This window comes from Sphingopyxis sp. EG6 (genome assembly GCF_003609815.1).
In the GTDB taxonomy this organism is placed as follows: Bacteria; Pseudomonadota; Alphaproteobacteria; order Sphingomonadales; family Sphingomonadaceae; genus Sphingopyxis.
In genome coordinates this window covers 756,069-781,324 of record NZ_AP017603.1, presented here as the reverse complement: position 1 = coordinate 781,324, position 25,256 = coordinate 756,069, and the positions used below count along the sequence as shown (strand labels likewise).

Sequence of the window (25,256 nt, the reverse complement as noted above, 5' to 3'; positions counted from 1 at the left end):
TCAGGACTCCTTTGCTGCTTTGGGGAAAGTCGGGATGAGGTCGGCCGCCCAGGCGGCGTCGCGGGCGCGCAGCCACGCGGCGAGAAAACCTTCGCGGCCGTGTTCGGCGACGAGGTTGGCGATCAGGGTCTGGTCGGATTTGGAGGATGCGGCGCAGAGCGCGATCCCGACTTCGGACAGGCCCAGCTCGAACAGGCGATTGCCGCGCCGCGACTGGCAGTAGTAATCCCGCTTGGGCGTCGCCCGCGCCAGGATCTCGATCTGGCGATCGTTGAGCCCGAAGCGGCGATAGATCGCCGTGATCTGCGGTTCGATCGCGCGTTCGTTCGGCAGGAGGAGCCGTGTCGGGCAGCTTTCGATGATGGCCGGAGCGATGCTCGAGTTGTCGATGTCGGAAAGCGACTGCGTGGCGAAGATGACGCTGGCGTTCTTCTTGCGCAGCGTCTTCAGCCATTCGCGGAGCTGGCCGGCAAACCCGTCATCGTCGAGCGCAAGCCAGCCTTCATCGATAATGAGTAGCGTCGGGCGGCCGTCGAGCCGGTCGCCGATGCGATGGAAGAGATAGGCGAGCACGGCGGGCGCCGCGCCGGTGCCGACCAGCCCTTCGATCTCGAACGCCTGCACGTCGGCCGCGCCGAGATGTTCGGCCTCGGCGTCGAGCAGCCGGCCATAGGCCCCGCCGACGCAATAGGGCCGGAGCGCCTGCTTGATGTCGTTAGACTGGAGCAGGACGGCGAAGCCGGTGATGGTGCGTTCTTCGACCGGGGCCGACGCGAGCGATGTTAGCGCCGTCCAGATATGCTCCTTCACCTCCGGCGTGATCGTGATGCCCTCGCGCATCAGGATCGCCACGATCCAGTCGGCCGCCCAGGCGCGTTCGTAGGAATCGTGGATGCGGGCGAGCGGCTGAAGTGAGACGGAAGCGTCGGAGCCTTCGGTGAGGCCGCCGCCGAGATCGTGCCAGTCGCCGCCCATGGCGAGCGCGGCCGCCCTGATGCTGCCGCCGAAGTCGAAAGCGAAGACCTGGGCTTGGCTGTAGCGACGGAACTGCAAGGCCATGAGCGCGAGCAGCACGGACTTGCCCGCGCCGGTCGGGCCGACGACCAGCGTATGGCCGACGTCACCGACATGAAGGGATAACCGGAACGGGGTCGAGCCTTCGGTCTTGCCATAGAGCAAGGGGGGCGTACCGAAATGTTCGTCCCGTTCCGGCCCCGCCCACACTGCTGAAAGCGGGATCATGTGGGCGAGATTCAAAGTGCTGATGGGCGGCTGGCGGACATTGGCGTAGGCGTGGCCGGGCAAGCTGCCGAGCCAGGCGTCCACCGCATTCACCGTCTCGGTCATGGCCGTGAAATCGCGGCCCTGAATGACCTTCTCGACCAGCCGCAATTTCTCGTCGGCGATGCGCGGGTCGGCGTCCCAGACCGTGATCGTGGCCGTGACATAGGCCATGCCGGCGACATCCGCGCCGAGTTCCTGCAAGGCCATGTCGGCGTCGGCCGCCTTGTTGGACGCATCGGTATCGACGAGGGCCGACGCCTCGTTGGTCAGGACTTCCTTGAGGATCGCGGCGATCGACTTGCGCTTGGCGAACCACTGGCGGCGGATTTTGGTGAGGAGCTTGGTTGCGTCGGTCTTGTCGAGCAGGATCGCGCGGGTGCTCCAGCGATAGGGGAACGCCAGACGGTTCAGATCGTCGAGCAGGCCGGGCGTCGTCGCGGTCGGAAAGCCGATGATGGTGAGGATGCGCAGATGCTCGCCGCCAAGGCGCGGTTCGAGCCCGCCGGTCAGCGGCTGATCGGCGAGCAGCGCATCGAGATAGATCGGCGTCTCGGGAACGCGGATGCGATGCCGGTTCGTCGAAACGGTCGAGTGCAGATAGGTCAGCGTCTCCGCGTCATCGAGCCAAGCACATTCGGGCATGAAGCCGTCGAGCAGCGCCAGTACGCGGTCGGTGCGGTCGGTGAAGCTGCGCAGGATTTCATGGGGATCGACGCCGGTGCGCTCGCGGCCCTCGTAGAGCCAGGTCTCAGCGCGGGCGGCTTCCTCGGCGGGCGGCAGATAGAGGAAGGTCAGGAAATAGCCGGACACGAAATGCGCGCCGGCTTCCTCGAAGTCGGCCTTGCGCTCAGCATCGACCAGGCCGGAGGCCGGATCGGGGAAAGTGCTATCGGGATAGGTCGCGGCTTCGGAGCGCTGCGCCTCGACGAAGATGCTCCAGCCGGAGCCGAGACGACGGAAGGCGTTGTTGATGCGGGATGCAACCGCGACCAGCTCGGCGGCGACGGCGGAATCAAGATCGGGACCGCGAAAGCGCGCCGTGCGCTGGAAGCTGCCGTCCTTGTTGAGCACGACGCCTTCGGCGGCGAGCGCGACCCACGGCAGATAGTCGGCGAGGCGGCTGGCGGAACGGCGATATTCGGCGAGATTCATCATGGCTGCGTCCCCTCAGACCGACAGATGGCCGGGGATGCGCAGGTGCCTGCGCCCGACCTCGACGAAGAGCGGATCGCGCTTGGCCGCCCAGACCGCCGCGAAATGACCGACGGCCCAGATAGCCAAGCCGACCAGCCAGAGGCGCAGGCCGAGGCCCACGGCCCCGGCCAGCGTCCCGTTGAGGATCGCGATGGAGCGCGGCGCGCCGCCGAGCAGGATGTGCTCGGTCAGCGCGCGGTGAACCGGGACCGTGAATCCCGGCACGTCCAGTTGCTCGAATGCGACTGCCATCAGACGAGCGCCCCGCCGCCGAACGAGAAGAACGACAGGAAGAAGCTCGATGCCGCGAAGGCGATCGACAGGCCGAACACGATCTGGATCAGCTTGCGGAAGCCGCCCGATGTGTCGCCGAAGGCAAGCGCCAGGCCGGTCGCGATGATGATGATGACCGCAATGATCTTGGCGACCGGGCCTTCGATCGACTGGAGGATCTTCTGGAGCGGCGCTTCCCACGGCATGGAGGAGCCGGAAGCGTGCGCGGCGGGCGCGAGGACGAGGTTGACATAGGCGACGGCGGCGACCGTCGCGACGGTGCGGCGCACGCGCATGGGGATACGGATCATGAGGGTTCTCCTGTGCTGCTGGGGGTGGCCAAAGGGCTGGGGCGAGTGATGCGATAGTCCCCGTCCGGCCCGAGCCCTTCGACACGGGCGAGTTCGGCGAGCCGGCGCGCGGCGCCGCGGCCGGAGAGGACGGCCACGAGGTCGATCGTCTCGGCGATCAGCGCGCGCGGGACCGTGACGACGGCTTCCTGGATGAGCTGTTCGAGGCGGCGCAGCGCCCCGATGCCGGTTCCGGCATGGATGGTGCCGACGCCGCCGGGATGGCCGGTGCCCCAGGCTTTGAGGAGGTCGAGCGCTTCGGCGCCGCGCACCTCGCCGATGGGGATGCGGTCGGGGCGCAGGCGTAGCGATGAGCGGACGAGATCGGAGAGCGTCGCCACGCCATCCTTCGTCCGCATGGCGACGAGGTTGGGCGCAGCGCATTGCAGCTCGCGCGTGTCCTCGATGATGACGACGCGATCGGCGGTCTTCGCCACTTCGGCGAGCAGCGCGTTGGTAAGCGTGGTCTTGCCGGTGGAGGTGCCGCCTGCGACGAGAATGTTGGCACGCGATGCGACGGCTTCGCGCAGCGTCGCGGCCTGATCGGCGCGCATGATCCCGGCGGCTACATAGTCGTCGAGCGTGAAGACGGCGACGGCGGGTTTGCGGATGGCGAAGGCCGGTGACGCGACAACGGGAGGAAGCAGGCCCTCGAACCGCTCCCCGGTCTCGGGCAGTTCGGCCGAGACGCGCGGCGACCGGGCGTGAACCTCCGCGCCGACGTGATGAGCAACCAGGCGCACGATGCGCTCGCCATCGGCAGGCGACAGGATTTCGCCGGTGTCGGACAGTCCTTCCGAGAGGCGGTCGATCCAGATGCGCCCGTCGGGGTTCAGCATCACCTCGACGACGGCGGGGTCTTCCAGAAAGCGTGCGATGGCGGGGCCGAGCGCGGTGCGGAGCATTCGCGCGCCACGCTGGATCGCCTCCGGTTTCTGGTGAGAAGAAGTCATGCCGTCCCCAAATTTGAAGGGGACGCAACAGACAGTTCCCCGATCGGGGATGATTAAAAGAGCCCGAAATCGGGCCTGTTCAACAAGTATCGAGAGGCGTGCGGCTATCGGCGGCTATCGGCGGCGAATAGGACGGATCGGTTATTCTGGCGGAGCGCCGTTCGTCGCTTGCCGGTCCGCCGTCGGCCCCTCGGGTATCGACTCGACGTCGCGCGAAAGCTCTTTCAGGAACCTGTCGCCGCTCGCCAACCGGCGGCCGAGATTCTGCATGAAGCCCTCGAACCGCTCGGCGCCCTTCGCGCGTGCGGCGGCCTGTGCGTTCTCCGGCAATGGCGGCGTGGCGGACAGCCAGATTAGGATGAAGAGCGAGAGGGTTTCGCCGAGCACGGCGAGATCCTCGTCGAGCGTATCGACCTGGCGACCGAGCTTGTCGAGGCGGCGCGACATGGCCGCCTCCAGCTTCTCGGTCGTGTCGCCGGACAGGAAGGACGCGACCGCGGCCTCCACGATGGCCGATGCCGAGACCTTGCGGCGCATCGCCAGGGCGTCGACCTGTTTAAGCAAGGCGGGATCGAAATAGACATTCCTGCGGGTGCGGGGCGTCATGGTGCGGTCCTCAAAGTTCGATGCCGTCGCCGGGGTCGAGCGAGGCTTGCCGCGCGACCATCCGCATACGGCTGCGCATGGCGTTGGCCTTGGCGGCATCGACATCGGGTTCGTCGTCCAGAAGCTCGAATTCCTGCGCGAGCCGTGGCGGCGGGATGATCTCTTCGTGCTCGGGCAATTCCGGCTCGCGGCGGATACCGGCATTGGCCGGATCGCCGCCGTCTTCGCCTGCGCCCATCGCGCCCGCCTGGCCTGTCGCCGCGACGACGCGGCCCGACCAGTCGTCGGACGTGGCGGCGTTGGCGGGAGCGGCCGCCAGCTCGGGCGGCGTGATGATGCGCTCCTGCAAGCGCGCGTCCTCGAAATAGCGGGCCTTGGTGGCGCGGATCGGTGGGGTGCCTGCGACCATGACGATTTCCTCGGACGGCGGAAGCTGCATGATCTCGCCGGGCGTCAGTAGCGGCCGCGCCGTCTCCTGCCGCGAGACCATGAGATGGCCAAGCCAGGGCGAGAGACGATGGCCGGCATAGTTGGTGGAATCGCGCAGTTCGGTCGCGGTGCCGAGCGCGTCGGACACGCGCTTGGCGGTGCGCTCGTCGTTGGTCGCAAAGCTCACGCGCACATGGCAGTTGTCGAGGATGGCGTTGTTCGGCCCGTAGGCGCGCTCGATCTGGTTGAGCGATTGGGCGATCAGGAACCCCTTGAGGCCGTAGCCCGCCATGAAGGCGAGCGCCGATTCAAAGAAGTCGAGCCGCCCCAGCGCCGGAAACTCGTCCAGCATCAGAAGCAGCCGGTGGCGCTTGGCCGTTGCAGTCAGCTCCTCGGTCAGCCTGCGGCCGATCTGGTTGAGGATGAGGCGGATGAGCGGCTTGGTGCGGTTGATGTCGGACGGTGGCACGACGAGGTAGAGGCTCACCGGCTTTCGGCTTCCGACAAGATCGGCGATGCGCCAATCGCAGCGCGCCGTGACGCGCGCCACGACCGGATCGCGGTAGAGGCCGAGAAAGGACATGGCGGTGGAGAGCACACCGGAGCGTTCGTTGTCGGATTTGTTCAGCAGCTCGCGCGCCGACGACGCGATGACGGGATGGACGCCGGCTTCGCCGAGATGCGGCGTGTCCATCATCGCGCGCAAGGTGGCTTCCACCGGGCGGCGCGGGTCGGAGAGGAAGTTGGCGACGCCGGCCAGCGTCTTGTCCGTCTCGGCGTAGAGGACGTGCAGGATCGCGCCGACCAGCAGGCTATGACTGGTTTTTTCCCAGTGGTTGCGCTTGTCGAGACTGCCTTCGGGATCAACCAGAATATCCGCGATGTTCTGCACGTCGCGGACTTCCCATTCGCCCTGCCGAACTTCCAGCAGCGGATTGTAGGCCGACGATTTTGCGTTGGTCGGATCGAACAGCAGCACGCAGCCATGCTTCGCTCTAAAGCCCGCCGTCAGCGTCCAGTTCTCGCCCTTGATGTCATGGACGATGCAGCTCCCCGGCCAGGTCAGCAGCGTCGGCACCACAAGGCCGACGCCCTTGCCGGAGCGGGTCGGGGCGAAGCACAAGACATGTTCGGGGCCATCGTGGCGCAGGTAATCGCGTTCGTATTTTCCGAGCACGACGCCATCGGGGCCGAGCAGCCCCGCCACCAACACCTCTTCCTTCTCGGCCCATCGCGCCGAACCGTAGGTCGCGACGTTGCGGGCTTCGCGCGCTCGAATGAGGGACATGAGGATCGCGGCGGCGATGGCGATGAATCCGCCGGATGCGGCGATGATCGAGCCTTCGGTGAAGATCGACGGCGCATAGGCGTCGTAGGAAAACCACCACCAGAAGAAGGCCGGCGGATAGTAGATCGGCCAGCCCGCCAACTCGAACCAGGGTTCCCCGAGCTGCGCCTGAAAGCCGAGCCGCCATGCGGTCCATTGCGTCGCCGCCCACATCATCACGAACACGATGGTCAGGACGACGGCAATTTGACCCCAGAGAATTCGGCCTCCACGCATACAAGCTCCAATCGGCAAAAATGTCGGAGCCGATCAGAGAATGGAGGTTTTCGGGAGGTGCAACAGCTAAGACGATCCCGGAGGGGCGCTGGATACTGTAGGCGGCGAATAGGATGGGTTGGCGTCGCGGCGATACGCTTGGGCTTGTTGGCGAACAACAGGAAGTCAGTTGGGCGGCATTGACCGCGCCATTTCACTTGCCAGCGCCAGCAGGTTTTGGAGTGAGGCGCTGCGATTTTGCGGCAACCAGACCGCCGAAAATACAATCGGCTCCGGCTCGTCGAGGAAAGGCAGAAAGACGATACCTGCTGTCGGGAACAGCCGGCTCGCGGCTCCAAGGATTGTGATCCCGAATCCCTGCGCAACCATGGACAGCAGCGTGCAGCGCTCTACTTCGAAGCGTTGGATGGCGGGTGGTGGCCAGCGCCCAGCAAGACGCAACACGATATGGTCATGGACTTGCGGTCCCGTGCCACCGTGCCGCACAAGGAATGTCTCATCGGCGAGATCGGCCCATGTGACGGCGGACGCGTCGGCGAGCCGATGGTTTGCCGGCAGTGCGACGACTAACGGTTCGGTCCAGATCGGCCGAGAAAGACAATCAAGTAGATTGAAGGTTCCGACTAGAAACGCGACGTCGATTTGGTGCGCTCTCACTTGCATGATCGCATCGCGTGCCGATCCCTCAATCATAGCGACAGCGATGGCGGGATGTTCCACACGGTATCGCTTCAGCAGGTGGTCGAGAAAGCCGCCGGGAATCAAGCCATGAAGGCCGATCCGTAGTTCCCCTTCCTCACCGCGCGCCTGCATCCCCGCCGTCTTGATCGCATGGTCGAGGATGCCGATGGCGTCATGGACCTGATCGACAAAACGGCGGCCGGCTTCGGTCAAACGGACGCCGCGTGTATTGCGGTCGAAAAGGACGATGCCAAGGTCGTCCTCCAATGCCTTGATCCGCGCGCTTACGCTCGACTGGCTGGTGCCGAGCGCCCGAGCCGCGCGATGGAAGCTGAGATACTCTGCAACGGCAAGGGTCTGAATCAGAGCGATCATCGGAACACGACGGCTAGGCAGTGAAATCAATTCCGGTGCGTCGTGCCTTTTCTTTCCCTGTCGCCGCATATCACTCCCTACAGGTCTACCGCCAAGATCAACCTGGCTCCAAAGCAACGCAACTTTCACCGTTCACAAGAACTCGTCGTATTTTCCTTGGCGCTGGATTTTCTGTTTTCTTTCCTAATAGGAACAGTGCAAATGATTGGGCCGGTCTATTCCGGCATTTGGAGAACGTCGGGATGTATCAGCGGCGCATCCTTGAGCCAGACTTTGACGCCTTCGGCGCCGACGGTCGTGATAAGGTCAGTGCCGGCAGGCAGCCGCCCCCAACTCAGTGGCTCCAGCGTTTCACCAGCAACGATCATTCCGCCCGAGAGGACGAAGAACTCCAATCCGCGTGCGTTGGCGATCGTTACCGTCTCACCCGCTTTCCAGTCCTCCAGGCGCACTTGCTCGTGGCCGTCGTCGAAGAGAACAGTCGCGGAATCTGCACCTGCACGCGGTTCGACCCGTTCACCCTCTCCGGGCCGGTGTACAATCTGCGCTTGGTCGCCTTCGCGATACTGCCAGAGACGAACGAAAATGACGCAGCCGTCCTTAGCGGCAGGGACATGAGACGTTCCGGGTGGGTTGCGGAAGTAGCTACCGGCCGGATAGTCGCCATGTTCATCTTGAAATGTGCCGTCCAGAACAAGGATTTCTTCCCCGCCGGTGTGGGTGTGGCGCGGGAACACGCTGCCGGGGGCGTAGCGCACGATAGTTGTTGCACGCGCTACTTCACGCCCGATGCGGAACAACATGCGTCGATCGACGCCCGCCGCCGGGCTGGATACCCAGTCGAGTTTCGCGGAATGGACGATGACAGGTTTGGTCAGATCGTCGTTAATGCGCATCGTCCGCCTCCTTAATTGTCAGGACCATTCGGAATTTGACGTCACCGGACTTCATCTTTCGATAAGCCTCGAAAGCCCTCTCTAGCGGCATGGTCTCTATCCGCGGGCGCACGCCGGCGAGCACGCTAAAATTGAGAGTTTTTTCATTCTCGTAGGGCGTCCCGGTGATGGAGCCGCGCAGACTGCGTTCGCCGACTACGAATTGGCCGGACGAGACCGGCAGCGGGTCTTTGCCCGAGCCAAGCAGCACAAGACGGCCGCGCGGTGCGAGACCGCCCAGGAGCGAGGACACTGCTTCGGTATTGCCGATCGTGGTGATGATCGCCGTCGCCCCGCCCATGGATTTGAGCTTGGCTGCGGCATCTTCAGACTTGGTGTCGATATAGAGGTGTGCGCCGAGGTCGAGAGCATCTTCGGCAATGTCCCGCCCACGTCCGATCGCTGCGACCTTAAAACCCATTTTTCGGGCATATTGCAGCGCCATGTGGCCGAGGCCGCCGATTCCCAGGATTGCGACGAGATCACCGGCTTCCGCGCCCGACTTCTTCAGCGCGTTGAAAGTGGCGATACCAGCGCAGAGGATCGGCGCGGCCTCCTCGGAATCGAGTTCGTCAGGAATAGAAACGAGGCCGGTACCACGCGCGAGCATCAGTTCGGCATAGCCGCCGTCGCACGATGCGCCGACGAAGTTCTGTTTCTCGCAAAGCTGGAACTGGCCCTGACGGCACTGGGCACATTCATTGCAATGACCCCCGAGCCGCCCAACTCCGACGCGCTGCCCGAGTTTCCAGATCGACGGTGCGTTTTCACCGATGGCGACAATGCGCCCAACGACCTCGTGGCCGGGCACGCGCGGCGGATTCAGGGACGGATCGGCACCCTCAATATCAGCACTGTCTGCGCCGCAAATGCCGCAAGCTTCGACCGCAATCAACACCTCGTCCTTGCCGGGCTTAGGCGTCGTGCGCTCGACCAGTTCCAGCGTGCCGGGCGTTGTGACCTGCATGGCTCGATATGTGCTCTTCATGGTCTGATTCCCTGAATCCAGGTTGTTCGGAGGGAGCAGCGGAGGTCCGCTCTCCAGACTTGGCCAGTTTGCTCACGATGGCGGCCGCGGCGCGTTTGGACGCCTCGACCGCACCGGCGAGATAGCCAGGCTCGGTAAGACTGGTTTCGCTCCCGGCCAGAGCGACGTGGTCCTGCCATTCAGCGCCGACCCATGACTGTGCCGAAGGGACAGGATGGCCGCCGGCTGATTGATCGTCTTTGGTCGCCGTGAGGGGGTCGGCCGCCCAATCCTTAAACAGCGTCGCGCGCGGCGTTCCGGCGGCCGGCCCGAACAACAGTGCGAGTTGCTGGACGGAAGCCGCAATAATGGCGTCGCGTCCGACCGCCGCGCGTTGCCCGGCGGGTACGCCGACGAAACCGAACAATGCACCTTGCCCTGAAGCTGTCGTCGCGTCGTGGATTTCGACGAGCGGGCCGACCATGCTTTGGGCTGTGCCGGATAGACCAGCCTCAAGCCAGAAGGGCCGGTCGTAGAGTGCGAAGAACTTCGCGTGTGGGGCCATCCAAGTCGGCGTCTCGCGCCAACGCCGGACCGTTGCCGCGTCGAGAGCAGGTGAGAAGGAAACTGTCGCTTCGATCAGTCGTGGCGGCGCAGCAAGTAGGACGTGCGCCGCCTTTGCAGTTCTCTTTGCACCACTCGCATCGATGAAGCCAACCTCGACCTCCGGCCCTCTGAGCGTGATAGCTGTCACGCGAGCGCCGAGGCGGATACTCTCTTTCGGAAGGCCGGACGCAAGCGCGGAAATAATGGCTCCCGTTCCTCCGGCGATCCGCATCGATTCCGGTTCCTGCCGCATACCGCGATAGCGTTGCGGCGTCTCCCGCGACATCCTCTGGAAGACAACATCGCCGGCACTGTTCTGCGGAAAGAAGGGAAGCCCAAGCCTACCAACCAGATCACCCATTGCTGGCTGGATGTCTGGCCAGAACCACGAAGGTCCGAGATCGAAGCCGTCATCGGATACTTGGCCAGCGGCATCGGCTGAAAGAATACGGCCGCCGAGCCGGTCCCGCGCTTCCAATAGCAGGAAGTCGATATCGGCCTCATGAATGAGACGGGCTGCGTTCAGGCCGGCGAGGCCGCCTCCGATAATGAGGACAGGATAGTTCAAGGTGTTTTGCTTTCGAGAGAGAATACGAGGGCAGGCAAAGCAACCCTCGATTCCTTGTCATTCTTTCGGAAGAGCTTCGATCGTATCGAAGACGCGAGCAGTGTAGGTCAGAGCCGCGCCCGCGTTGAGGGCAATCGCGGTGCCGAGAGCCTCGGCGATTTCCTCGTTCGTCGCACCCAACTCGACAGCCTTCTTGGCATGGACGGAGATACAGCCATCGCAACGAGTCGTGACGGCCACGGCGAGCGCGATCAGTTCGTGAATTTTCGGCTCCAGCTTGCCGGTCTTGGCTGCACTGTTTTCAATGCTATGGAGGCCGCGCATCACGTCGGGACTCAGTTTGGCGAAATCGCCAACGCGATTGAGAAGCGCGCCGCGATAGGCGTTCCAGTCTTGCATGTTGTTCATGGGTCCATGTTCCTTTGAATGGGGCGAAAAGCAGACGCCGATATTCAGACGACGCCGCAGACGTGAATTTCAGGGCGGCAGCCAGAAGGGACTTGTGCCGGCGCGGGAATAATTATGGGGCGGTGAAAGCACCGCCCCTATCGCAACTACTGTCGTCCGGCTGTGACACCGCCATCGACAGGCAAGATGGCGCCGGTGATCCACGACGCCTGCTCGGAGGCGAGGAAAAGGATCGCCTCGGCCACATCCCGCGGCTGGCCGTTGCGACCGAGCGGATGGAAAGAGTCGAAGGTCGGCAGCACTTCCTTGACCTGCTCCTTGGTCATGAAGGTGTTGTAGACTGGGGTTTCGACAACAGCGGGCGCGACCGCGTTGATGCGGATCTTGTAGGGCGCGAGTTCAATGGCGAGATTGCGCACCATGGCGTGGACGCCGGCATTGGCGGCGGAATAGGCAGCCGAAGGGGTCGCGCCGATTGCCTGGATCGCCCACATCGAGCCTGTCTGCACGATCGCGCCGCCCTTGTCCTTCATAGCTTTGGCGGCGGCCTGCGCCGTGAAGAACTTACCTTTCAGAATAGTATCAAGATACCAGTCGTAGTCCTTCTCGGTCAGTTCGAGGAAGGGCTTGGGATTGAACACGCCGGCATTGTTGACCAGCACGTCGAGCCTGCCGAAGCGCGAAACGGCCGCGTCCACGAGAGCCACGCCGGTTGCCGGATCGGCGATGTCTCCAGCCGAGACGACAACCTTCTGCCCGCTCGGGTCGATTTCACGAGCAGCGGCTTCGAGCTTGCCGAGATCACGGCCGTTGATCGCCACACGGGCACCTTCCGCAACGAAGCGCAAGGCGGTTTCCTTTCCGATACCCGACCCCCCGCCGGTGATTGCAACGATTTTTCCTTCAAAACGCATCTGTGGCTCCTTTGTATATCTATCGGTAGATAGACAACACATAGCGATTGCGTTCGGTCCGCGCAAGACCTATCTGTCAGATGATAGATGAAAGGATGAGAAATTGAGCGAGACGGCGGATGCCATCATGGACGCTGCCGAGCGTCGCATAAGGGACGCAGGCTATGACGGATTCAGCTTTAGAGAGATCGCCGTTGATGTAGGCGTGAAGAGTGCGAGCGTGCATTATCACTTTCCGACCAAGGAGAGCCTGGCAGCGGCAGTCGCGCGTCGTTACACCGAGCGTTTCATGGCTGCGATAGACAAGGAAATGGCAGGCGGCAGCGACGTGGTCGGAGCTTGGATAGCAGCGTTCCAGCACGCGCTGCGCAGTGATGGCAAAATGTGCCTGTGCGGTGCGCTCGGCGCTACCTCGGGTAATCTTCCGAATGAGGTCTTAGTCGAGGCACGGCGATTTTTCGAGCTTGGGCTTAAAAAGCTCATCGGGGGTGGCTTGTCGCAGGCAAAGGCAATGCGAGTAATGGCTATACTGGAAGGGGCAATGTTGTTGGCGAATGTGCTTGCCAGCCCCGTAGCGTTCGAGGAAGCAATCGCTGAGCTTTCCTGAGAGAAAATTGTCTATAAGCCCAGCCCCCGCTGCCGGCCCAACTGCCACGACACCGACCCGCCCTGAACGATGCCGCTCACCTCACGGCCGAGCTGACGGTCGATGACCGGCCGCCATGGGACAAGGGTGAACTCATGGCTCTGCTCGACCATGGCGAACTTGCCGCTGGAGAGCTGCACCGTGCCGGTGAACTGGCCGCTGACGGTCTCGCCGTCAGCAGCGGCGCGGAACGGCAGGCCCTTGGTTGCAGCCAGTTCACTGCCGACACGGGCGACCTCCCGTTCGCGCAGAGTGGCGAGAAGATTGCGCCGATAGGCGATGCCACCGTTCGGCTGGCGGGCCGCATCACCCCGGTCGATGTGATGCTCGCAGCGGCGGTCCATCGCGTCGCGCACCTCGCGGCCGAAGCCGGCGGGCGCGAGATCCGACGTCTCGGCTGAGACCAGCCGCCGATCGAGCCAGGTCGCGCCGTCCGCGCCGATCTGCTGTTCGAGCCGGGCGGTGGCGAGGATGCTAATATTGGCCTGCCGGTTGCGGCCGGCGTCATAGGCGGCGGCGCGGCTCTCAAAGTCTTGCGGGATGCGCCATTGGTCGGCGTCGATCCGCTCGGCGATCCCGGCGCGGCGCAGGGCCTCCAGCCGACGCACATGGGCATCGACATAGCCGTCGTAATCGCCGCCCGGAACGCGGCCCTCGAACTTCGCCTGTTCAAGATGGCGGCTCGGCCGATAGACGCCGCGCTCGGCGATCGTCGCAATGGTGCGGTCGGACGGGCGGCTCGAGGTTTCGGCCGGTCCGATCTCGATGACGCTGCCAATCCGGGCATCCGCGACATGGGCGGCGTCGATGCCGGCGACATGGTGCGTGCGGCCGTCGATACCATCGACCACGACGGTCAGGTTCTCGCCCAGCTCGTCGGTCAGATATTTATCGACGACGCGGCCGACGATCGGGACTTCCGGCGCGGCGTCGTGAATCCGGAAGGTCATGGGGTCGCGCTCCAGCCCATCAGCCTTCAGCGCCTTGTGCATGGTGCGGATGATGTCACCGCGCTCGCCCAACTCGCGCAGCGCCGGTTCCATGCACTCGCCCAACTCCCAGACGCCCGGTGCGTGCTCGGTGGCGAGGCCCATCTTCTCCAGCTTGGCGAGACGACGCAGGCGAAGCGTCCGGTTGAACTGGCGCTTCGGATCGGCGGGCTCGTGGCGCAGGTCGAGAAGGCGGTCTTGGGCTTCCTCGGTCATAGTGCGATCGATGCGGGTGAAACGGTCCTGATCGACTTCAGCCGAGAGCTTGCGGCTCTGCTCGATCTCGGTGACGGGGCCGAGTTCGAGCGTCGCCAGATCGCTCGCCCGCTCACGAATGCCGTTGGCCAGATAGTCGCCGTTGATGACGAGGTTTTCGCCCAGTTCGTCCTTGCCGCGGACGATGACATGCACATGAGGATGGCCGGTGTTGTGGTGATTGACTGCGACCCAATCGAGCTTCGTGCCGAGATCGGTTTCGACCTGGCTCATCAGGTCTAGGGTATAGGCCGTGAGGTCCGATAGGTCCGCGCCATCCTCGGGCGAGACGATGAAGCGGAACTGGTGGCGGTCATCCGCGCCGCGCTCGACGAAGGCTGCGCCATCAGCGCGATCCTCGGTGGCGGAATAAAGCTGGCCGCGCTCGCCATCACGCGAAGTGCCGTCGCGCTGGATGTAGCGCAGATGAGCGGCGGACTTCCCGTTCTTGCCCGCGCCCTGAACGTAGCGGGTTTTGACGACGACGCGGCGTATCCCCGGTGCGCTGTGCTTCCAGCCGCCCGACAATGTTCGGGCGCGCACGAAGGCAGCACCGCGTCCGCGCTTGAGGCCCGGCGCGCTCGTCCGTGAAGCCTTGCCGCCCTTGGCCGTGGCCGACGATCGGGAGCGCGATGGCGATGACGCTGAGGACCGCGACGGGCTGTTGCTCTGCTGGCGGGCGAGCTTCTTCGCCTGCGTGAGAAAGCTCCTGGCCTTGCCCGCCTTCGGCGTATCGGCGCGGATGCGGCCGGGCTTCGGCCGGAAGTGGAATTCGTCGTCGGCGCTCAAGGATGCGCCTCCGGCCTAAAACGCAGAAAACCTCCCGATATTGGGCTATGGTGCCGGTCGAAACCCTGTAAAGCCAAGGCTTTCCGCCGATACGCGGCACGCGGGTTCCACAAGGAAGGTGCCGGAAACGGTGCCCCAAAACAGTGTGCAGACAAGGGCTTGCCCCGAAACCGCCACCCCATGGTGCCGGTTTCCTTTATCTTGCCCTCCGCCCTTTCTTCCCTTCCTGCCCTGAGAACCTGGAATGCAGCCAGGCGACCCCCTGCCTGACTGCACACCGGATGCGGCCCGCTCGAACGCGAGAACGCGATGCTCATCGCACCCCTCCGCCGTTCGCTCGGGCCACGAACATGACGCCGCGCTGCAGCTCCGTATCGGCGGGATCGCGCACCGGAACGGCAGCGCGACCGTCGCCGGATCGTCCGCCGGACTGTGCGCCTGATGACGGCCCGGCTGCGGTTTGCGTGTCGGCCGCGCGCAGGATGAACAACGGTGCCTCGCGCCAATCGGGCGGCGGTTCCGAACGCTTCTCCGGCGTCTCGGGCGCAGCCGCCCCGCCAAGCAGCGGCAGCAGCGCAGCGACATAGGCACGGGTTTCGGCGGGCAACGGGCGGCCCGTCGCGCGATGATCGTCGTAGCGGCCGGGACCGGCATTGTAGGCGGCGAGCATCGCAGCGACATTGCCGTAGCGGTCCCACATCTCGCGCAGATATGCGGTGCCTGCGAGGATGTTGTCGCGTGGATCGTAGGGATCGCTGCCGAGCCGATAGCGCACGCGCAAGCCCGCCCAGGTGTCGGGCATGACCTGCATCAAGCCGAGCGCCCCGGCCGTTGAGATCGCGCGCACGTCGCCCGCGCTCTCGGCGCGCAGCACCGCGCGAATCCAGTGCTCGGGAATGCCGAAGCGCTGCGACGCCTCGGTGATGTGGGCGCGGTGCGGATCGGCGGCGGGGCGCATGACGGATGCCGATTGCGCGATCGTGACCGTCGGCCCCGCCGGAAGCGCGAGCGCGATGGCGAGGAGAAGAACGGTCCTGCGCCGTGACGATCTTTCTCCGCCGAACCACCAGCCTGCCAGCGTGCTCGCTGCGGTCAAGGGTGCGCGCGAAGCGCCGGCCGGAGGCCGCCCCTGACCTTCGCTGCGCGCGCCGGCCGACTTGTGGTCGAGCGGGACGAAGGAATGAGACGGTTTTCCCGCGAACAAAGGAATGCGGGCTTTGCGCGCGGTGATGATACGGGACCGCATGGCTTCAGTCCCGCTCTTCGCGCGACTTCGGGCGCGTCCAGTGCAGCGACCATGACGATCCCGCATCGTCGTCGCGGAAGAGGTTCGCGCGGATCGGCTGCGGCAAGGCGGGATCGTCGAGCAGGACGGAGAGATATTCGCCGGCCTTCTCGCCGGTGCGTTTCCATGCCGCGCCAACTTCCGGGCCGTCATCGGCGATGTGATGCACGCGATAGTCTGGCGCGTTCTCCGAGTCCGAAGGATCGGCGGGAACGATGACGAGTTCGCGCTTGAGGGTGAGCGTGACAAGCTCTCCGGCAAAGCCGGATGCGTCGCGATGGAATTGACCGATTTGCGGCATGACTGTCTCCATGCGGTGGTGGTGGAAAAGCCATCGGCGGGCACCGCTCCCGCCAACGGCGAAGCGGTCAGCGCGCGGCGGAAGGCGTTCGGGCGCGCCAGACGAAGCGGCTGTCGCCGTCCTCGTCGGTCCAGAGCGGCCGCGCACGGCCGATGACGGCGCGCGCCGGAACGGGGCCGAAGTAGCGGCCGTCTAGGCTGTCGCGGACGCCGGGATTCATGAGGAAGAGTTCGCCGGGCGCGATGATGTGGCAGCCCTGCCAGACGGGCAGATCGCGACCGATCCGGTCGCGGTCGAGCGCATCGCCCATCGCCGCGCCATCGACCGTGACGACGCGGCCGGTGCGGCAAACCTGCTGGCCGGGAAGCCCTGCGACGCGCTTCAAGAGCGGCACGCCGTCGCCGACATAGCCGCGCGCGACCATGAAGCGGGCGAGCGGTTCGGGCGGCATGATGGCGACCAGCTCGGGCACTGCTAGCCGCTCGGCCGGGGCGATGGCGTAGAGCCCGACCGGCGCGCTGGCGGTGACGTTCCAGACCAGCCGTGTCGGCATCTCGACCACGGCGGTCGCGGCGATGGCGATGACGGCGAACGCCGACACCGCGACGATGCGGCGGCGGCTCATGGGTCGATCCTCCGGCGGCCGATCCACGCGGCATGACGCTCGGGTGTGTAGGCGTTCGGCGCCAGTCCGGCGGCGAGCCGGTTATGGACGTGCCGCCAGTGGTCGGGCGAAGCCTCGGCGGGATCGAGGCCGAGCCCTTCCACCGCGTCGATCGCGGCAAGCGCGCGCTGGACCTTGGGCCAGCCGTCGATCCATAACAGGATGTCGCCGCCCGGCTGCACGAAGGGCAAGGTCTGGAAGGGTTCGCCGCGGCCGATGGCGCGCACGATGTCGATGCGCGAGACGATTGTGCCATACTCGCCCGCCGCCCAGCGGACGAAAGCGAAGATGCTGTCGGGCGCGAAGCCGACGATGCTGCGGCGACGGTCGAGGATCTGTTCGTAGCTCTTGCGCCCGAACCTGATCCAGCGTTCGACCTTGCGTTTCTCGAAGGTTAGTTCGACCAGGGTGGTGAACGGCGCAGGCCCGTCCGGCTGCGGACGGCCATGCACGCGGCGGGAGGATTTGCCGCTCATAGCCGCTCTCCGTCGCTGCCGGGGGCGTCATGCGAGAACAGGTCGCGCAATACGTCGGCGACGGACCTTGCGGCACCGGCACCACGCTTTGCGCGCGCGCCCGTCAAAGAAGAAAAGTTAGATTCTTGGTTAGACTCTAAGTTAGCGCCCGGATTCCGCTTTGCAGGCCAAAGGCTTAACTGGGGTTCGTGCGCCTGAAGTCCCGATAGTGCTGCGCCTGAAGTCCCGATACCCTTTGCGCCCGAAGTCACGAGTGTTTCCACACCCTTTTCAACAGGCACTGTGGACGTGCCGGCGGGCCGGATTTGCAGCAGCTCGCGGCGGCCTTCGCGGTAGATTTCGAGGCGGTATCCGAGCAGCGATTGCTTGGCGGCGATGCGACGCAGGTCGAGCGCGAAGTCCGAAATCCGCGCCATGCTGCCGGATTTCTGGTGAAGGTGCGTGACCTCGAACAGCCAGCCGTGCGGCTGATGTCCGGCATGTTTTCGGGCGACGCGATACAGCCAGCGCTCGATGCCGCCGGTCAGACGGAAATAGGCTGGGTCGATCGCCAGCACGAGCGAGCGATCGGTGACGCCGCGATAGAACCAGTCGGGCAGGACGAATTCCATGCCCTCGACGCGGCCGTCGCGGGTGGTCAGCTCCTCCCATTCGTTGATCCAGGAGAATTGATGCCGCCGCCAGTGCTCGCCCTGGCGGATGGTCGTGCGGATGGAGGTGGATTGCAGGCGGATGAGCGCGTTCTTGAGCAGGCGATATTCCCGCGCGCCGGTTCCCCGGCCGACGGCCATGAGGAGCTGATAGGGCGTGAAGCGGAAGAAGCGAGAGGTGCGCAGGCCGTTATTCTCGGCCGCGACGATCTGCGAGGCGGCCCAGATCAGCACGTCGGCGTCCCAGATGGTCGCCATGCCGTATTCGGCCATGCCGAAGACCTCGACGCGGACGCCACCGGATTCGTAGAGGATTGGCGCGGTGCGTTTGACCTTGGCGAGCGAGAAGAACGGCCGTTCCATCAGGTCGCGCTGATCGCGCGGGCTCGCATCGCCGGTCGCGACCACGAAAGGGTCGAGGCGGCTCCGTTCGCTGGCGTCGCGGCCTTGCCCGGCGGCGGGGCTATGATCGTCGTCGCGCAGCATTCAGCACTCACCCCGCTCTTGCGGTGTCAGCGGACGCGCGGGAAAGACCGTGCCGGCGTTCGGATCGCGGGTGGATTTGCGGGTGCCGATCTCGGTCCAGGCTTCCAGATCGCGGATGGCGTAGAGGACGCGACCGCCGACCTTGCGATAGGTCGGGCCGGTCCCGTAGGTGCGATGTTTCTCAAGGGTGCGGATGGAGATGCCGAGGAAGCGCGCGGCTTCCTGTGTGCGCAGCAGACGCGGCGGCATGTCCGCGTTAGGGCGGATGGCCATAGGGATCACCTCTGGTTCGTCGATGGATGCCGCTGCCGTCGTGGCGGCGGGCTATGGCGAACCATGGCGAGGGATCGGCGGCCGGTAGCGTGCCGCATTTGCGCCTATGCGCAGGCGGCACCCCAAGAAGCTTTTCCGGAACGAATAAGCTGAGGTAATTCAGCGGGTCATTGTCGACTGGGTAGATTCGGCGAAGACATTCCCGCGTGGTTCGGCTATGACTGGCGACGGAGCAGGAACGCACTGCTTCGGGGCGTCGAAACCCCTCACGAACGGTTGGTGTTGGCCGTTACAGCACCACACTCCTTGACCTTATGGTCGGGGAGCCTGTGGCGTATGCAACAGGTTCACCCGAACTAAAGGCCACGGGGCCGTTTCGTGACGGTTTCGAACTCCCCGATCACCAAGAGTCATAGAGGATGTTTGCGGGGGCGTACCGCAGACCAAGCCACCTCGGACTTGGGGAATAGTTATGCCAGTTGCAGTCGAACTCGATCCCGACGTTGCGGACGAAGCGCCGAGCGGAAACGCCGTCTCGCCCTATGACGAGCAGCACTATGTCACCTACCTGCGCCTGTTGGACGCCAGCCGGGACGGCGCGGACTGGCGGGAGGTCGCTCGCATCGTCCTGCATCGCGATCCAATTGCCGAAGAAGCGCGCAGCCGCCATTGTTGGGAAAGTCATCTCGCCCGCGCGCAGTGGCTCTCAGGCTCAGGCTATCGGCGCATTCTGGAACAGGCGGTTGCAATGGCTACGCGCGGCGGCAGGCAGGCGTAAGCTTACTTGCCCACTGCCTTGATCGGATATTGCAGCAGGAGTCGATAACCGCCCCGCATCGTTCTGATGCCATGGGCGACAAGGCGGCGAGCCTTGTTCTTGCGTGGATCGACCTCGAAATCCTCTTTCGTGCCGCTGAAACCAAGCAGGACTTCGGCGACGGCGCGGTAGCTCTCTCCACGAAGGCGCGCGTCGAGCGCACGCAAGGACAGGATGTGCCATTGCCGGAGCTGCTCGGGCAACGCGCGAAAATCAGGACCGGGCGGTCGACCTTTGAGGGACCGCCAAAGTCTCCGGGCAGCGTGAACGCGCAGGTCGTAGAGGTCGTCCATCGGCAGGACTGTTCCATAGAAAGCCGCGGCGTCGGGAACGGCGTGGGGCAACCAGAATTGGTGCGCAACGCCGTTGACTTGCCAGATGCCGTGCCAACCGTCCGCGGCCTGGCGCAGGTCAAGGCCGTCGAGATGCGCCAGCGTGACGATCGGCTGCATCTCGTTGGCGTGATGCTGCACGGGAGAGAGCCATATGGCCCGCGGTTGAAGGCTCGGATTCCAGAACAGCGATTGCCGATCGGATGGGGTTTCAGGATCAGTCGGAAAATCGCAGCCCCCAGCGCTGCGCGAACGCTTCCAGCCGCTCCGGGTCCGGTTTGGGCGACGCGGTGATGGCCTGAAACTCGCGATGATACTCGTCATCGCGGCGAAGATATTCCCAAGCGAAACCGGCAGCGGGGATGCTCTTGGCAAATCTGTATGCCGCCGGAGAACGCCAGTCGATGCTCAGCATGGCGTTACCTCTCTATACCGGACACATGCAAAGCAACGCCCGAATAGAGACCTTCCAGCATCGGTGGAAATAACTGTAGCCGTTTTGTCGCGATAACTGGATCGGCTAACACGATCAATTTATTGGTTAATTTATTCGTAGCATCACAGTTGTTGTTTTGCGAGCCGGGCGCAGTACGGCGAGCACGGCCATGTCCTCGGGCGTAGCCGCACCGCCGGTCCGCACCGTCGGATCGGCATGGTCGCGAACACCCTTGCGTTCAGAGGGACGAATGCCTCGCTGGCCTACGCGAAGGGATCGATCTCGGAGACGATGCTGTCTTCATCGCCGTCATATTCGGTGGCGGGCATCACGCTCATGGTGCCGTCGCCGGCGCGGAAGATGACGATGGCGACCATCAGGGTGGCGGCCAGGCTGACGGCGTAGGCGTTGGCGGTGGTGAAGCTCATGATCCGGCTCCCGTTCCGGCGGGGACCATTCCCCGCTCGACGGCGGCCGAAGTGTTCTGGTCTGGGCCGGGGTCATCGCGCAGGCGAAGCTGAAGCGACCGCACGCTTGCGTAGCGGACCCCATGAGGGTTGACCCTGGAAGGCCGGGACCAGAACCAAGGTTGAGCCCATAGAGCGGGGTGGTTCGTGCCTCTTCGGCAAGCCGGGTGAGCCTCACAGCCGCCATCGCCGCTTTCGCGACACTGGCTCCCCGATGGCCGCATCGTCCGTCGTGATCGTCTGGACGAATGTGATGCCTGCCGCCGAATATGACGGCGCCGTTAGCGCCAGCCTCTCGATCCTTCCGCGTCAACCGGGGATGGCGCGATCTGGCGGCGATATCGCCCGTGTGTGGCGGTGGTCCTGCGCGAACATGAAAAATCCCGGCGGCTTTCGCCGCCGGGTTCTTTCCTTCCGATCAGAACGGGATGTCGTCATCCATGTCGCGCTGGTCGTTGCCGTCCTGGGCCTGCTTGGCCCGGCTCAGGAAGTCGACCGTCTCGGCGATGATCTCGCAGCCGTAGCGGTCGTTGCCCTGCTGGTCGGTCCATTTGGTGTAGTGGATGCGGCCGCGAACCAGAACCTTCATCCCCTTGTCGCAATGCGCCTGGACCGTCTTGCCGAGGCCGTTGAAGACGGTGATCCGGTGCCATTCGGTGTCCTGCACCCGGCGGCCTTCGCTGTCGCGGACGACCTTGCCTTCCGAGTAGCGGGGGCGCGAGGTAGCGAGGGTGAAGTGGGTGATGCTCGTGCCGCTCTGGGTGTTGCGGGTTTCCGGGGTCTGGCCGATGTTGCCGGCGAGGATGACGATGTTCTGCATTTTCAAGTCTCCGTTGCTTCCCGAAGGGACCATTCCCTCCGACGAGACCCGAAAAAGGACGTCTGGAGACTCCTGCATCGCCGCCCTCGGCGGCGGCTTGACCCGCAAGGTCCGGGTGGTGCGGGCAGCCGCGCTTGCGCGGCAACACGGCCGGAAACCGCGGGGGTTGCCGGAGGAAACAGAACGGACTTAGGGGATCAGTCAGTCGGGGGGATTGGTGCGTCCGAAAGCCCGATGGAGACGCCTTTTCAGAACCATCGTCCTTGCCGGCGTGACGCCCGGATCAGGCCCCAGCCCGCATCGACGCCCTGCGCATCGCATCAGGCCGTTTCGACCCGATCACCGCATCGCTGCGATGGGAAAGGCCCTCGTCACCGCGAAGCGCCTGACGGGTTATCAGGACACCAACAGGACAGGATCGAATCCGGCGACAGGAGATGGCGTGGCTCCAGACCATGCGCGTGAGGGATGACGGGGTTCACGGCCACGACCGAGACGCAGCCAAGGGACTGGCCGGCATCGCGCCGACCTTCTCCGCGCCCGGATCTCCGCCGATGTCGATCTTCTCTCAGTGCCGGATGAAGCGCGCCGGGGATGGGACGATCGAAGCGCCACGGCTTTGACGCCAGCCTCTGACCGGAAGGGGAAACCGGCGGCGAAAGCTGCCAGGATCGGCATGGGAGCGCTGGAGCGCCGCCCCTCAACGGGATGGGTTGGAGCCTGCGACGCCGTTCAGATTGATGAGGGCGGCGATGCCGACGATCAGTCCGCTCGCGCCGCAGAGCAGGTTCAGCGCGATGGCCGAGTCGATCATGGTCTTCGTCGCGCCATGCACCAGCGCGTAGCCGGCGATAGCCGCCGGGGTGGCGAACAGCGCGAGCGCGCCGAGGCGCAGGGCCGGGTTCTTCGCGAAACCGAGGACGGCGAGCACGAACACGACCGAGGCGAGCCCCGCGCCGATGGCGGCGGCGGCGGACATGAGGAAGCCGGCGCCGGCCCCATGGGCATATTGGAACGCCGTGATGGCGGTCATCACGGGCAGCGCATAGATGGCGAGGTGCCAGGCAATCAGGCTAAGCGCGATGGTCAGCGAGGCGGCAAGAAGGATCAGCGTCATGGAAACCTCCGGGTGAACGGATGAGGATCACGACAGGCTGCCTCTGGATACGCTCTGCCTGCGACTATGTTGCTTCTCCGGTTCTTCGCAAAAGATAAGAGTGAGCTTTGATCCATTCGTCAAGTCAGCTTGGGGAAGCGGATTTGCTTTAGAGGGACGCCAGGACAGTGTGTTGGGGAAAGTAACGGTGAACGGGCGGCGCTCCCGAGCTGGCGTCACCCCCGGCGCAATTCTATCTGTGTTCGCAAAGGGGGATTCATGCCGACGACAATGTGTGAACTGGCGACCAAGCTGCCGCTCTTGATCGGCCAGCTTCTCGATCGCGAAAGCCATCTTGAGCGCGGGCGTTTTCGGGAGGAGACGATGACCGATATTTTCACGGGTGCGCTGGCTGCGTTTGCCGGCCCCAATCTCGTGATTCAATATCCGGTCGAAGTCAATACTGGCGGCGATCTTGATCTGCGCTTCTGGCACGCCGAGAGCCGCCGCAACCTCTGCGTCAGGATTCAGGCCAAGCGCCTGAACGCCGCGGACAAGGGCTCCAAAGCGGTCAAGATCAAACATCGCGCTTACAATGAGCTGCTTCACTATCCGCCGACGGCCACGGACTACCAGTTCCGGGTTCTGCGCGACGCGCCTGATCCGTGGATACCGCTCTATATGTTTTACAATCATCACAGCGTAACGCGCGATCCCGCATTCGTCAGGACAACGCCGACCATCAAGGGGATCAATCTGGCCTTTGCCAGTGACATCGCCGATGAGCTTGAGGTGAAACTGGCCTCCGCGTCGGCAACGCCGAGGAAGATCAAGCACCACAAACGGCTCAGCCATCTGCGCAAGCATTTCTTCGGGATCGAGGCGATCCTGTGCCCGCCCGGAGACTGGAAGGGCGAAGCCGTTCCTCCGCCGGATTTCGTGCAGCAATCCTTGAGAGAGCGGTATCGCTGGGATGCCCTTGGCGCCAAAGGCAGGGACGATGTGGATGCGGTCATCCGCCGCCTTCTGGAGCCGAACGGCCTCGTCGTCGCCAGCGATGTCGGTCGCCGCTTGCCGGATGGCCCGTCGATCCGCGTCAGGCAACATGATGTTGAGGTTCCGACGATTACCTTCATTTCCGGTCGAACAAGCGACGACCGAACGCCGACCATCACCAACAATCCCGACGCTCAGCAAGGTTGAGTTGAAAGGCGGCGCTTTACGCGCCGCCGTCGAACTTCATGACCGGGATGCCGAGCTTGCGGGCCTTGTCGGCGAGGTTGTCCTGAATCCCGGTGCCGGGGAAATGGATGACGCCGATCGGCATCGTATCGAGCATCGCATCGTTGCGTTTAAAGGGGGCCGCCTTGGCGTGCTTGGTCCAGTCGGGCTTGAAGGGAACCTCCACGACCTTGCGATTGGCGGCCCATTTCGCGGCGATGAGTTCGGCGCCCTTCGGACTTCCGCCGTGCAGCAGCACCATGTCGGGGTGCTTGGCGAGAACCTGATCGAGTTTGGCCCAGATCAGGCGGTGGTCGTTGAAGTCGAGACCGCCGGTGAAGGCGATCTTGGGGCCGGCGGGCAACAGCACCTCGTTCGAGGCGCGGCGTTTGGCGGCGAGGAAGTCGCGACTGTCGATCATCGCGGCGGTCAGGTTGCGATGGTTGACCATCGAGCCGGTGCGGGGCCGCCAGATCGAATGGGTGTTGCGCTCGAAGTGTTCGGCGGCCTGGTCGCGCATCAGCTCGAAGGCGTCGCGCCGTTCGAGAAGGGTCTGTCCCTCGGCCGTCAGGCGTTCGAGTTCGACCGACTTCACCTCGGAGCCATCCTGTTCCCGCTGGAGGCGGCGCTGGGCGACTTCGTTATCGTCCAGCTCGCGTTCGATCCGGTCGGTGGCGCGGTGGAAGAGGTTGACCGTGCCCCAGAGCAATTCTTCGAGGTCGGGTTCGAGGCGGGTATCTGCGAGCGCCACCACGAGGGCGTCGAAGATGTCAGCGATGCTGCCGGCGACGACATGGCCTTCGGGGAGCGGCCGCGGGTCTGGTTCGTCCTCGAAGGGACGGTAGCCGTAGAGCGCGAGTTCCTGAAGGACGTGATCGGTCGGGGAGGAGGCGTGGTGCGGTTCGTAGCTGGTGTCGTGTTCTTCGGTCATGGCGGACTTCCTTCGTCTCGTGACCGCGCCCATCGCGGCCTTCATGGCGACGAAGGCGGCGGGCGGGACGGACCTGCACCTGACGCGAAGCGGAAGGCCGGAACGCAGAGGAGGATGGCGAAGGCCGGCGATTTTGCTTCGCGATGCAAAGCGTCCGCAGGACGCGGCGGAAAATCGTCGGGCGCAGCTATTGCCTGTCCGGCCCGGCTGTCGCC

At 64.4% G+C, this 25,256-nt stretch carries 28 protein-coding genes; 3 read left to right on the top strand and 25 right to left on the bottom strand.

Annotation, left to right across the window (positions count from 1 at the left end):
* The 12 genes from trbE to SPYCW_RS03720 form a co-directional block, all read right to left on the bottom strand.
* The gene (trbE, locus tag SPYCW_RS03775) at positions 1–2,439 is read right to left on the bottom strand and encodes a conjugal transfer protein TrbE (RefSeq protein ID WP_120215664.1); all 2,439 of its coding nucleotides are present in this window, start codon (positions 2,437–2,439) and stop codon (positions 1–3) included.
* A 12-nt stretch (positions 2,440–2,451) separates the two neighbouring features.
* Positions 2,452–2,730 (bottom strand): VirB3 family type IV secretion system protein, encoded by a 279-nt coding sequence (locus tag SPYCW_RS03770; protein WP_069459779.1) that lies wholly within the window; start codon positions 2,728–2,730, stop codon positions 2,452–2,454.
* Positions 2,730–3,047 (bottom strand): TrbC/VirB2 family protein, encoded by a 318-nt coding sequence (locus SPYCW_RS03765; protein ID WP_443029465.1) that lies wholly within the window; start codon positions 3,045–3,047, stop codon positions 2,730–2,732. The genes SPYCW_RS03770 and SPYCW_RS03765 overlap by 1 nt, the downstream gene beginning before the upstream one ends.
* An 11-nt stretch (positions 3,048–3,058) precedes the next feature.
* A complete protein-coding gene (gene trbB, locus SPYCW_RS03760; protein ID WP_120215663.1) occupies positions 3,059–4,054 on the bottom strand; it encodes a P-type conjugative transfer ATPase TrbB in 996 nt (331 codons plus the stop codon).
* A 141-nt stretch (positions 4,055–4,195) separates the two neighbouring features.
* Positions 4,196–4,660, bottom strand: a complete 465-nt coding sequence (locus SPYCW_RS03755) for a CopG family transcriptional regulator (RefSeq protein ID WP_120215662.1) — start codon at positions 4,658–4,660, stop codon at positions 4,196–4,198.
* Between the two features lie 10 nt (positions 4,661–4,670).
* Positions 4,671–6,653, bottom strand: coding sequence for a conjugal transfer protein TraG (locus tag SPYCW_RS03750; RefSeq protein ID WP_120215661.1), 1,983 nt, complete (start codon positions 6,651–6,653; stop codon positions 4,671–4,673).
* A gap of 165 nt (positions 6,654–6,818) precedes the next feature.
* Positions 6,819–7,709 (bottom strand): LysR family transcriptional regulator, encoded by an 891-nt coding sequence (locus SPYCW_RS03745; protein ID WP_120215660.1) that lies wholly within the window; start codon positions 7,707–7,709, stop codon positions 6,819–6,821.
* A 215-nt stretch (positions 7,710–7,924) separates the two neighbouring features.
* The gene (locus tag SPYCW_RS03740; RefSeq protein WP_120215659.1) at positions 7,925–8,605 is read right to left on the bottom strand and encodes a cupin domain-containing protein; all 681 of its coding nucleotides are present in this window, start codon (positions 8,603–8,605) and stop codon (positions 7,925–7,927) included.
* A complete protein-coding gene (locus tag SPYCW_RS03735) occupies positions 8,595–9,632 on the bottom strand; it encodes an alcohol dehydrogenase (RefSeq protein ID WP_120215658.1) in 1,038 nt (345 codons plus the stop codon). Before SPYCW_RS03735 ends, SPYCW_RS03740 begins: the two co-directional genes overlap by 11 nt.
* Positions 9,559–10,785, bottom strand: coding sequence for a flavin monoamine oxidase family protein (locus tag SPYCW_RS03730; RefSeq protein ID WP_120215657.1), 1,227 nt, complete (start codon positions 10,783–10,785; stop codon positions 9,559–9,561). Before SPYCW_RS03730 ends, SPYCW_RS03735 begins: the two co-directional genes overlap by 74 nt.
* A 57-nt stretch (positions 10,786–10,842) precedes the next feature.
* A complete protein-coding gene (locus tag SPYCW_RS03725) occupies positions 10,843–11,193 on the bottom strand; it encodes a carboxymuconolactone decarboxylase family protein (RefSeq protein WP_120215656.1) in 351 nt (116 codons plus the stop codon).
* Between the two features lie 146 nt (positions 11,194–11,339).
* Positions 11,340–12,107 (bottom strand): SDR family NAD(P)-dependent oxidoreductase, encoded by a 768-nt coding sequence (locus tag SPYCW_RS03720; protein WP_120215655.1) that lies wholly within the window; start codon positions 12,105–12,107, stop codon positions 11,340–11,342.
* Positions 12,108–12,210: 103 nt separating this feature from the next.
* Here SPYCW_RS03720 and SPYCW_RS03715 point away from each other — a divergent pair, with 103 nt between their 5' ends.
* Positions 12,211–12,714: a TetR/AcrR family transcriptional regulator gene (locus SPYCW_RS03715; RefSeq protein WP_120215654.1), complete on the top strand. Its 504-nt coding sequence runs from the start codon at positions 12,211–12,213 to the stop codon at positions 12,712–12,714.
* Between the two features lie 11 nt (positions 12,715–12,725).
* Here SPYCW_RS03715 and SPYCW_RS19110 read toward each other — a convergent pair whose 3' ends face one another.
* The 7 genes from SPYCW_RS19110 to SPYCW_RS03680 all read right to left on the bottom strand — a co-directional run bounded on the left by SPYCW_RS19110 (position 12,726) and on the right by SPYCW_RS03680 (position 18,921).
* Positions 12,726–13,958 (bottom strand): DUF3363 domain-containing protein, encoded by a 1,233-nt coding sequence (locus SPYCW_RS19110; RefSeq protein ID WP_197715678.1) that lies wholly within the window; start codon positions 13,956–13,958, stop codon positions 12,726–12,728.
* A gap of 1,141 nt (positions 13,959–15,099) precedes the next feature.
* Positions 15,100–16,032 carry a lytic transglycosylase domain-containing protein gene (locus tag SPYCW_RS03705; protein ID WP_120215652.1) on the bottom strand — a complete coding sequence of 311 codons (933 nt, stop codon included), beginning with the start codon at positions 16,030–16,032 and terminating at the stop codon, positions 15,100–15,102.
* A 4-nt stretch (positions 16,033–16,036) separates the two neighbouring features.
* Positions 16,037–16,372, bottom strand: coding sequence for a DUF736 domain-containing protein (locus tag SPYCW_RS03700; RefSeq protein WP_120215651.1), 336 nt, complete (start codon positions 16,370–16,372; stop codon positions 16,037–16,039).
* Positions 16,373–16,439: 67 nt separating this feature from the next.
* Positions 16,440–16,997, bottom strand: coding sequence for a S26 family signal peptidase (locus SPYCW_RS03695; protein ID WP_120215650.1), 558 nt, complete (start codon positions 16,995–16,997; stop codon positions 16,440–16,442).
* On the bottom strand, positions 16,994–17,512 hold the full coding sequence (locus tag SPYCW_RS03690) for a DUF2840 domain-containing protein (protein ID WP_120215649.1): 519 nt from the start codon (positions 17,510–17,512) through the stop codon (positions 16,994–16,996). Before SPYCW_RS03690 ends, SPYCW_RS03695 begins: the two co-directional genes overlap by 4 nt.
* The gene (locus SPYCW_RS03685; RefSeq protein WP_120215648.1) at positions 17,509–18,648 is read right to left on the bottom strand and encodes a replication initiator protein A; all 1,140 of its coding nucleotides are present in this window, start codon (positions 18,646–18,648) and stop codon (positions 17,509–17,511) included. Before SPYCW_RS03685 ends, SPYCW_RS03690 begins: the two co-directional genes overlap by 4 nt.
* The gene (locus SPYCW_RS03680) at positions 18,649–18,921 is read right to left on the bottom strand and encodes a helix-turn-helix transcriptional regulator (RefSeq protein ID WP_172595412.1); all 273 of its coding nucleotides are present in this window, start codon (positions 18,919–18,921) and stop codon (positions 18,649–18,651) included. It abuts the gene before it with no gap.
* Positions 18,922–19,393: 472 nt separating this feature from the next.
* Here SPYCW_RS03680 and SPYCW_RS03675 point away from each other — a divergent pair, with 472 nt between their 5' ends.
* Entirely contained in the window at positions 19,394–19,699 is a 306-nt protein-coding gene (locus SPYCW_RS03675) for a DNA -binding domain-containing protein (RefSeq protein ID WP_120215647.1), read from the top strand.
* 2 nt (positions 19,700–19,701) lie between these two features.
* Here SPYCW_RS03675 and SPYCW_RS03670 read toward each other — a convergent pair whose 3' ends face one another.
* From SPYCW_RS03670 to SPYCW_RS03650, 5 genes are all read right to left on the bottom strand, one after another.
* Positions 19,702–20,211, bottom strand: coding sequence for a DUF2285 domain-containing protein (locus SPYCW_RS03670; RefSeq protein ID WP_232014822.1), 510 nt, complete (start codon positions 20,209–20,211; stop codon positions 19,702–19,704).
* A gap of 76 nt (positions 20,212–20,287) precedes the next feature.
* On the bottom strand, positions 20,288–20,485 hold the full coding sequence (locus SPYCW_RS19215) for a transcriptional regulator domain-containing protein (RefSeq protein WP_120215645.1): 198 nt from the start codon (positions 20,483–20,485) through the stop codon (positions 20,288–20,290).
* Positions 20,486–20,769: 284 nt separating this feature from the next.
* Entirely contained in the window at positions 20,770–20,934 is a 165-nt protein-coding gene (locus SPYCW_RS18895; protein ID WP_172595410.1) for a hypothetical protein, read from the bottom strand.
* Between the two features lie 457 nt (positions 20,935–21,391).
* Positions 21,392–21,793 carry a single-stranded DNA-binding protein gene (locus SPYCW_RS03660; protein ID WP_120215644.1) on the bottom strand — a complete coding sequence of 134 codons (402 nt, stop codon included), beginning with the start codon at positions 21,791–21,793 and terminating at the stop codon, positions 21,392–21,394.
* 700 nt (positions 21,794–22,493) lie between these two features.
* Positions 22,494–22,910, bottom strand: coding sequence for a hypothetical protein (locus SPYCW_RS03650; protein WP_120215642.1), 417 nt, complete (start codon positions 22,908–22,910; stop codon positions 22,494–22,496).
* Positions 22,911–23,168: 258 nt separating this feature from the next.
* Here SPYCW_RS03650 and SPYCW_RS03645 point away from each other — a divergent pair, with 258 nt between their 5' ends.
* Positions 23,169–24,092: a DUF6615 family protein gene (locus tag SPYCW_RS03645; RefSeq protein ID WP_120215641.1), complete on the top strand. Its 924-nt coding sequence runs from the start codon at positions 23,169–23,171 to the stop codon at positions 24,090–24,092.
* A 16-nt stretch (positions 24,093–24,108) separates the two neighbouring features.
* Here SPYCW_RS03645 and SPYCW_RS03640 read toward each other — a convergent pair whose 3' ends face one another.
* A complete protein-coding gene (locus tag SPYCW_RS03640; RefSeq protein ID WP_120215640.1) occupies positions 24,109–25,041 on the bottom strand; it encodes a DUF2493 domain-containing protein in 933 nt (310 codons plus the stop codon).
* Between the last annotated feature and the right edge of the window lie 215 nt (positions 25,042–25,256).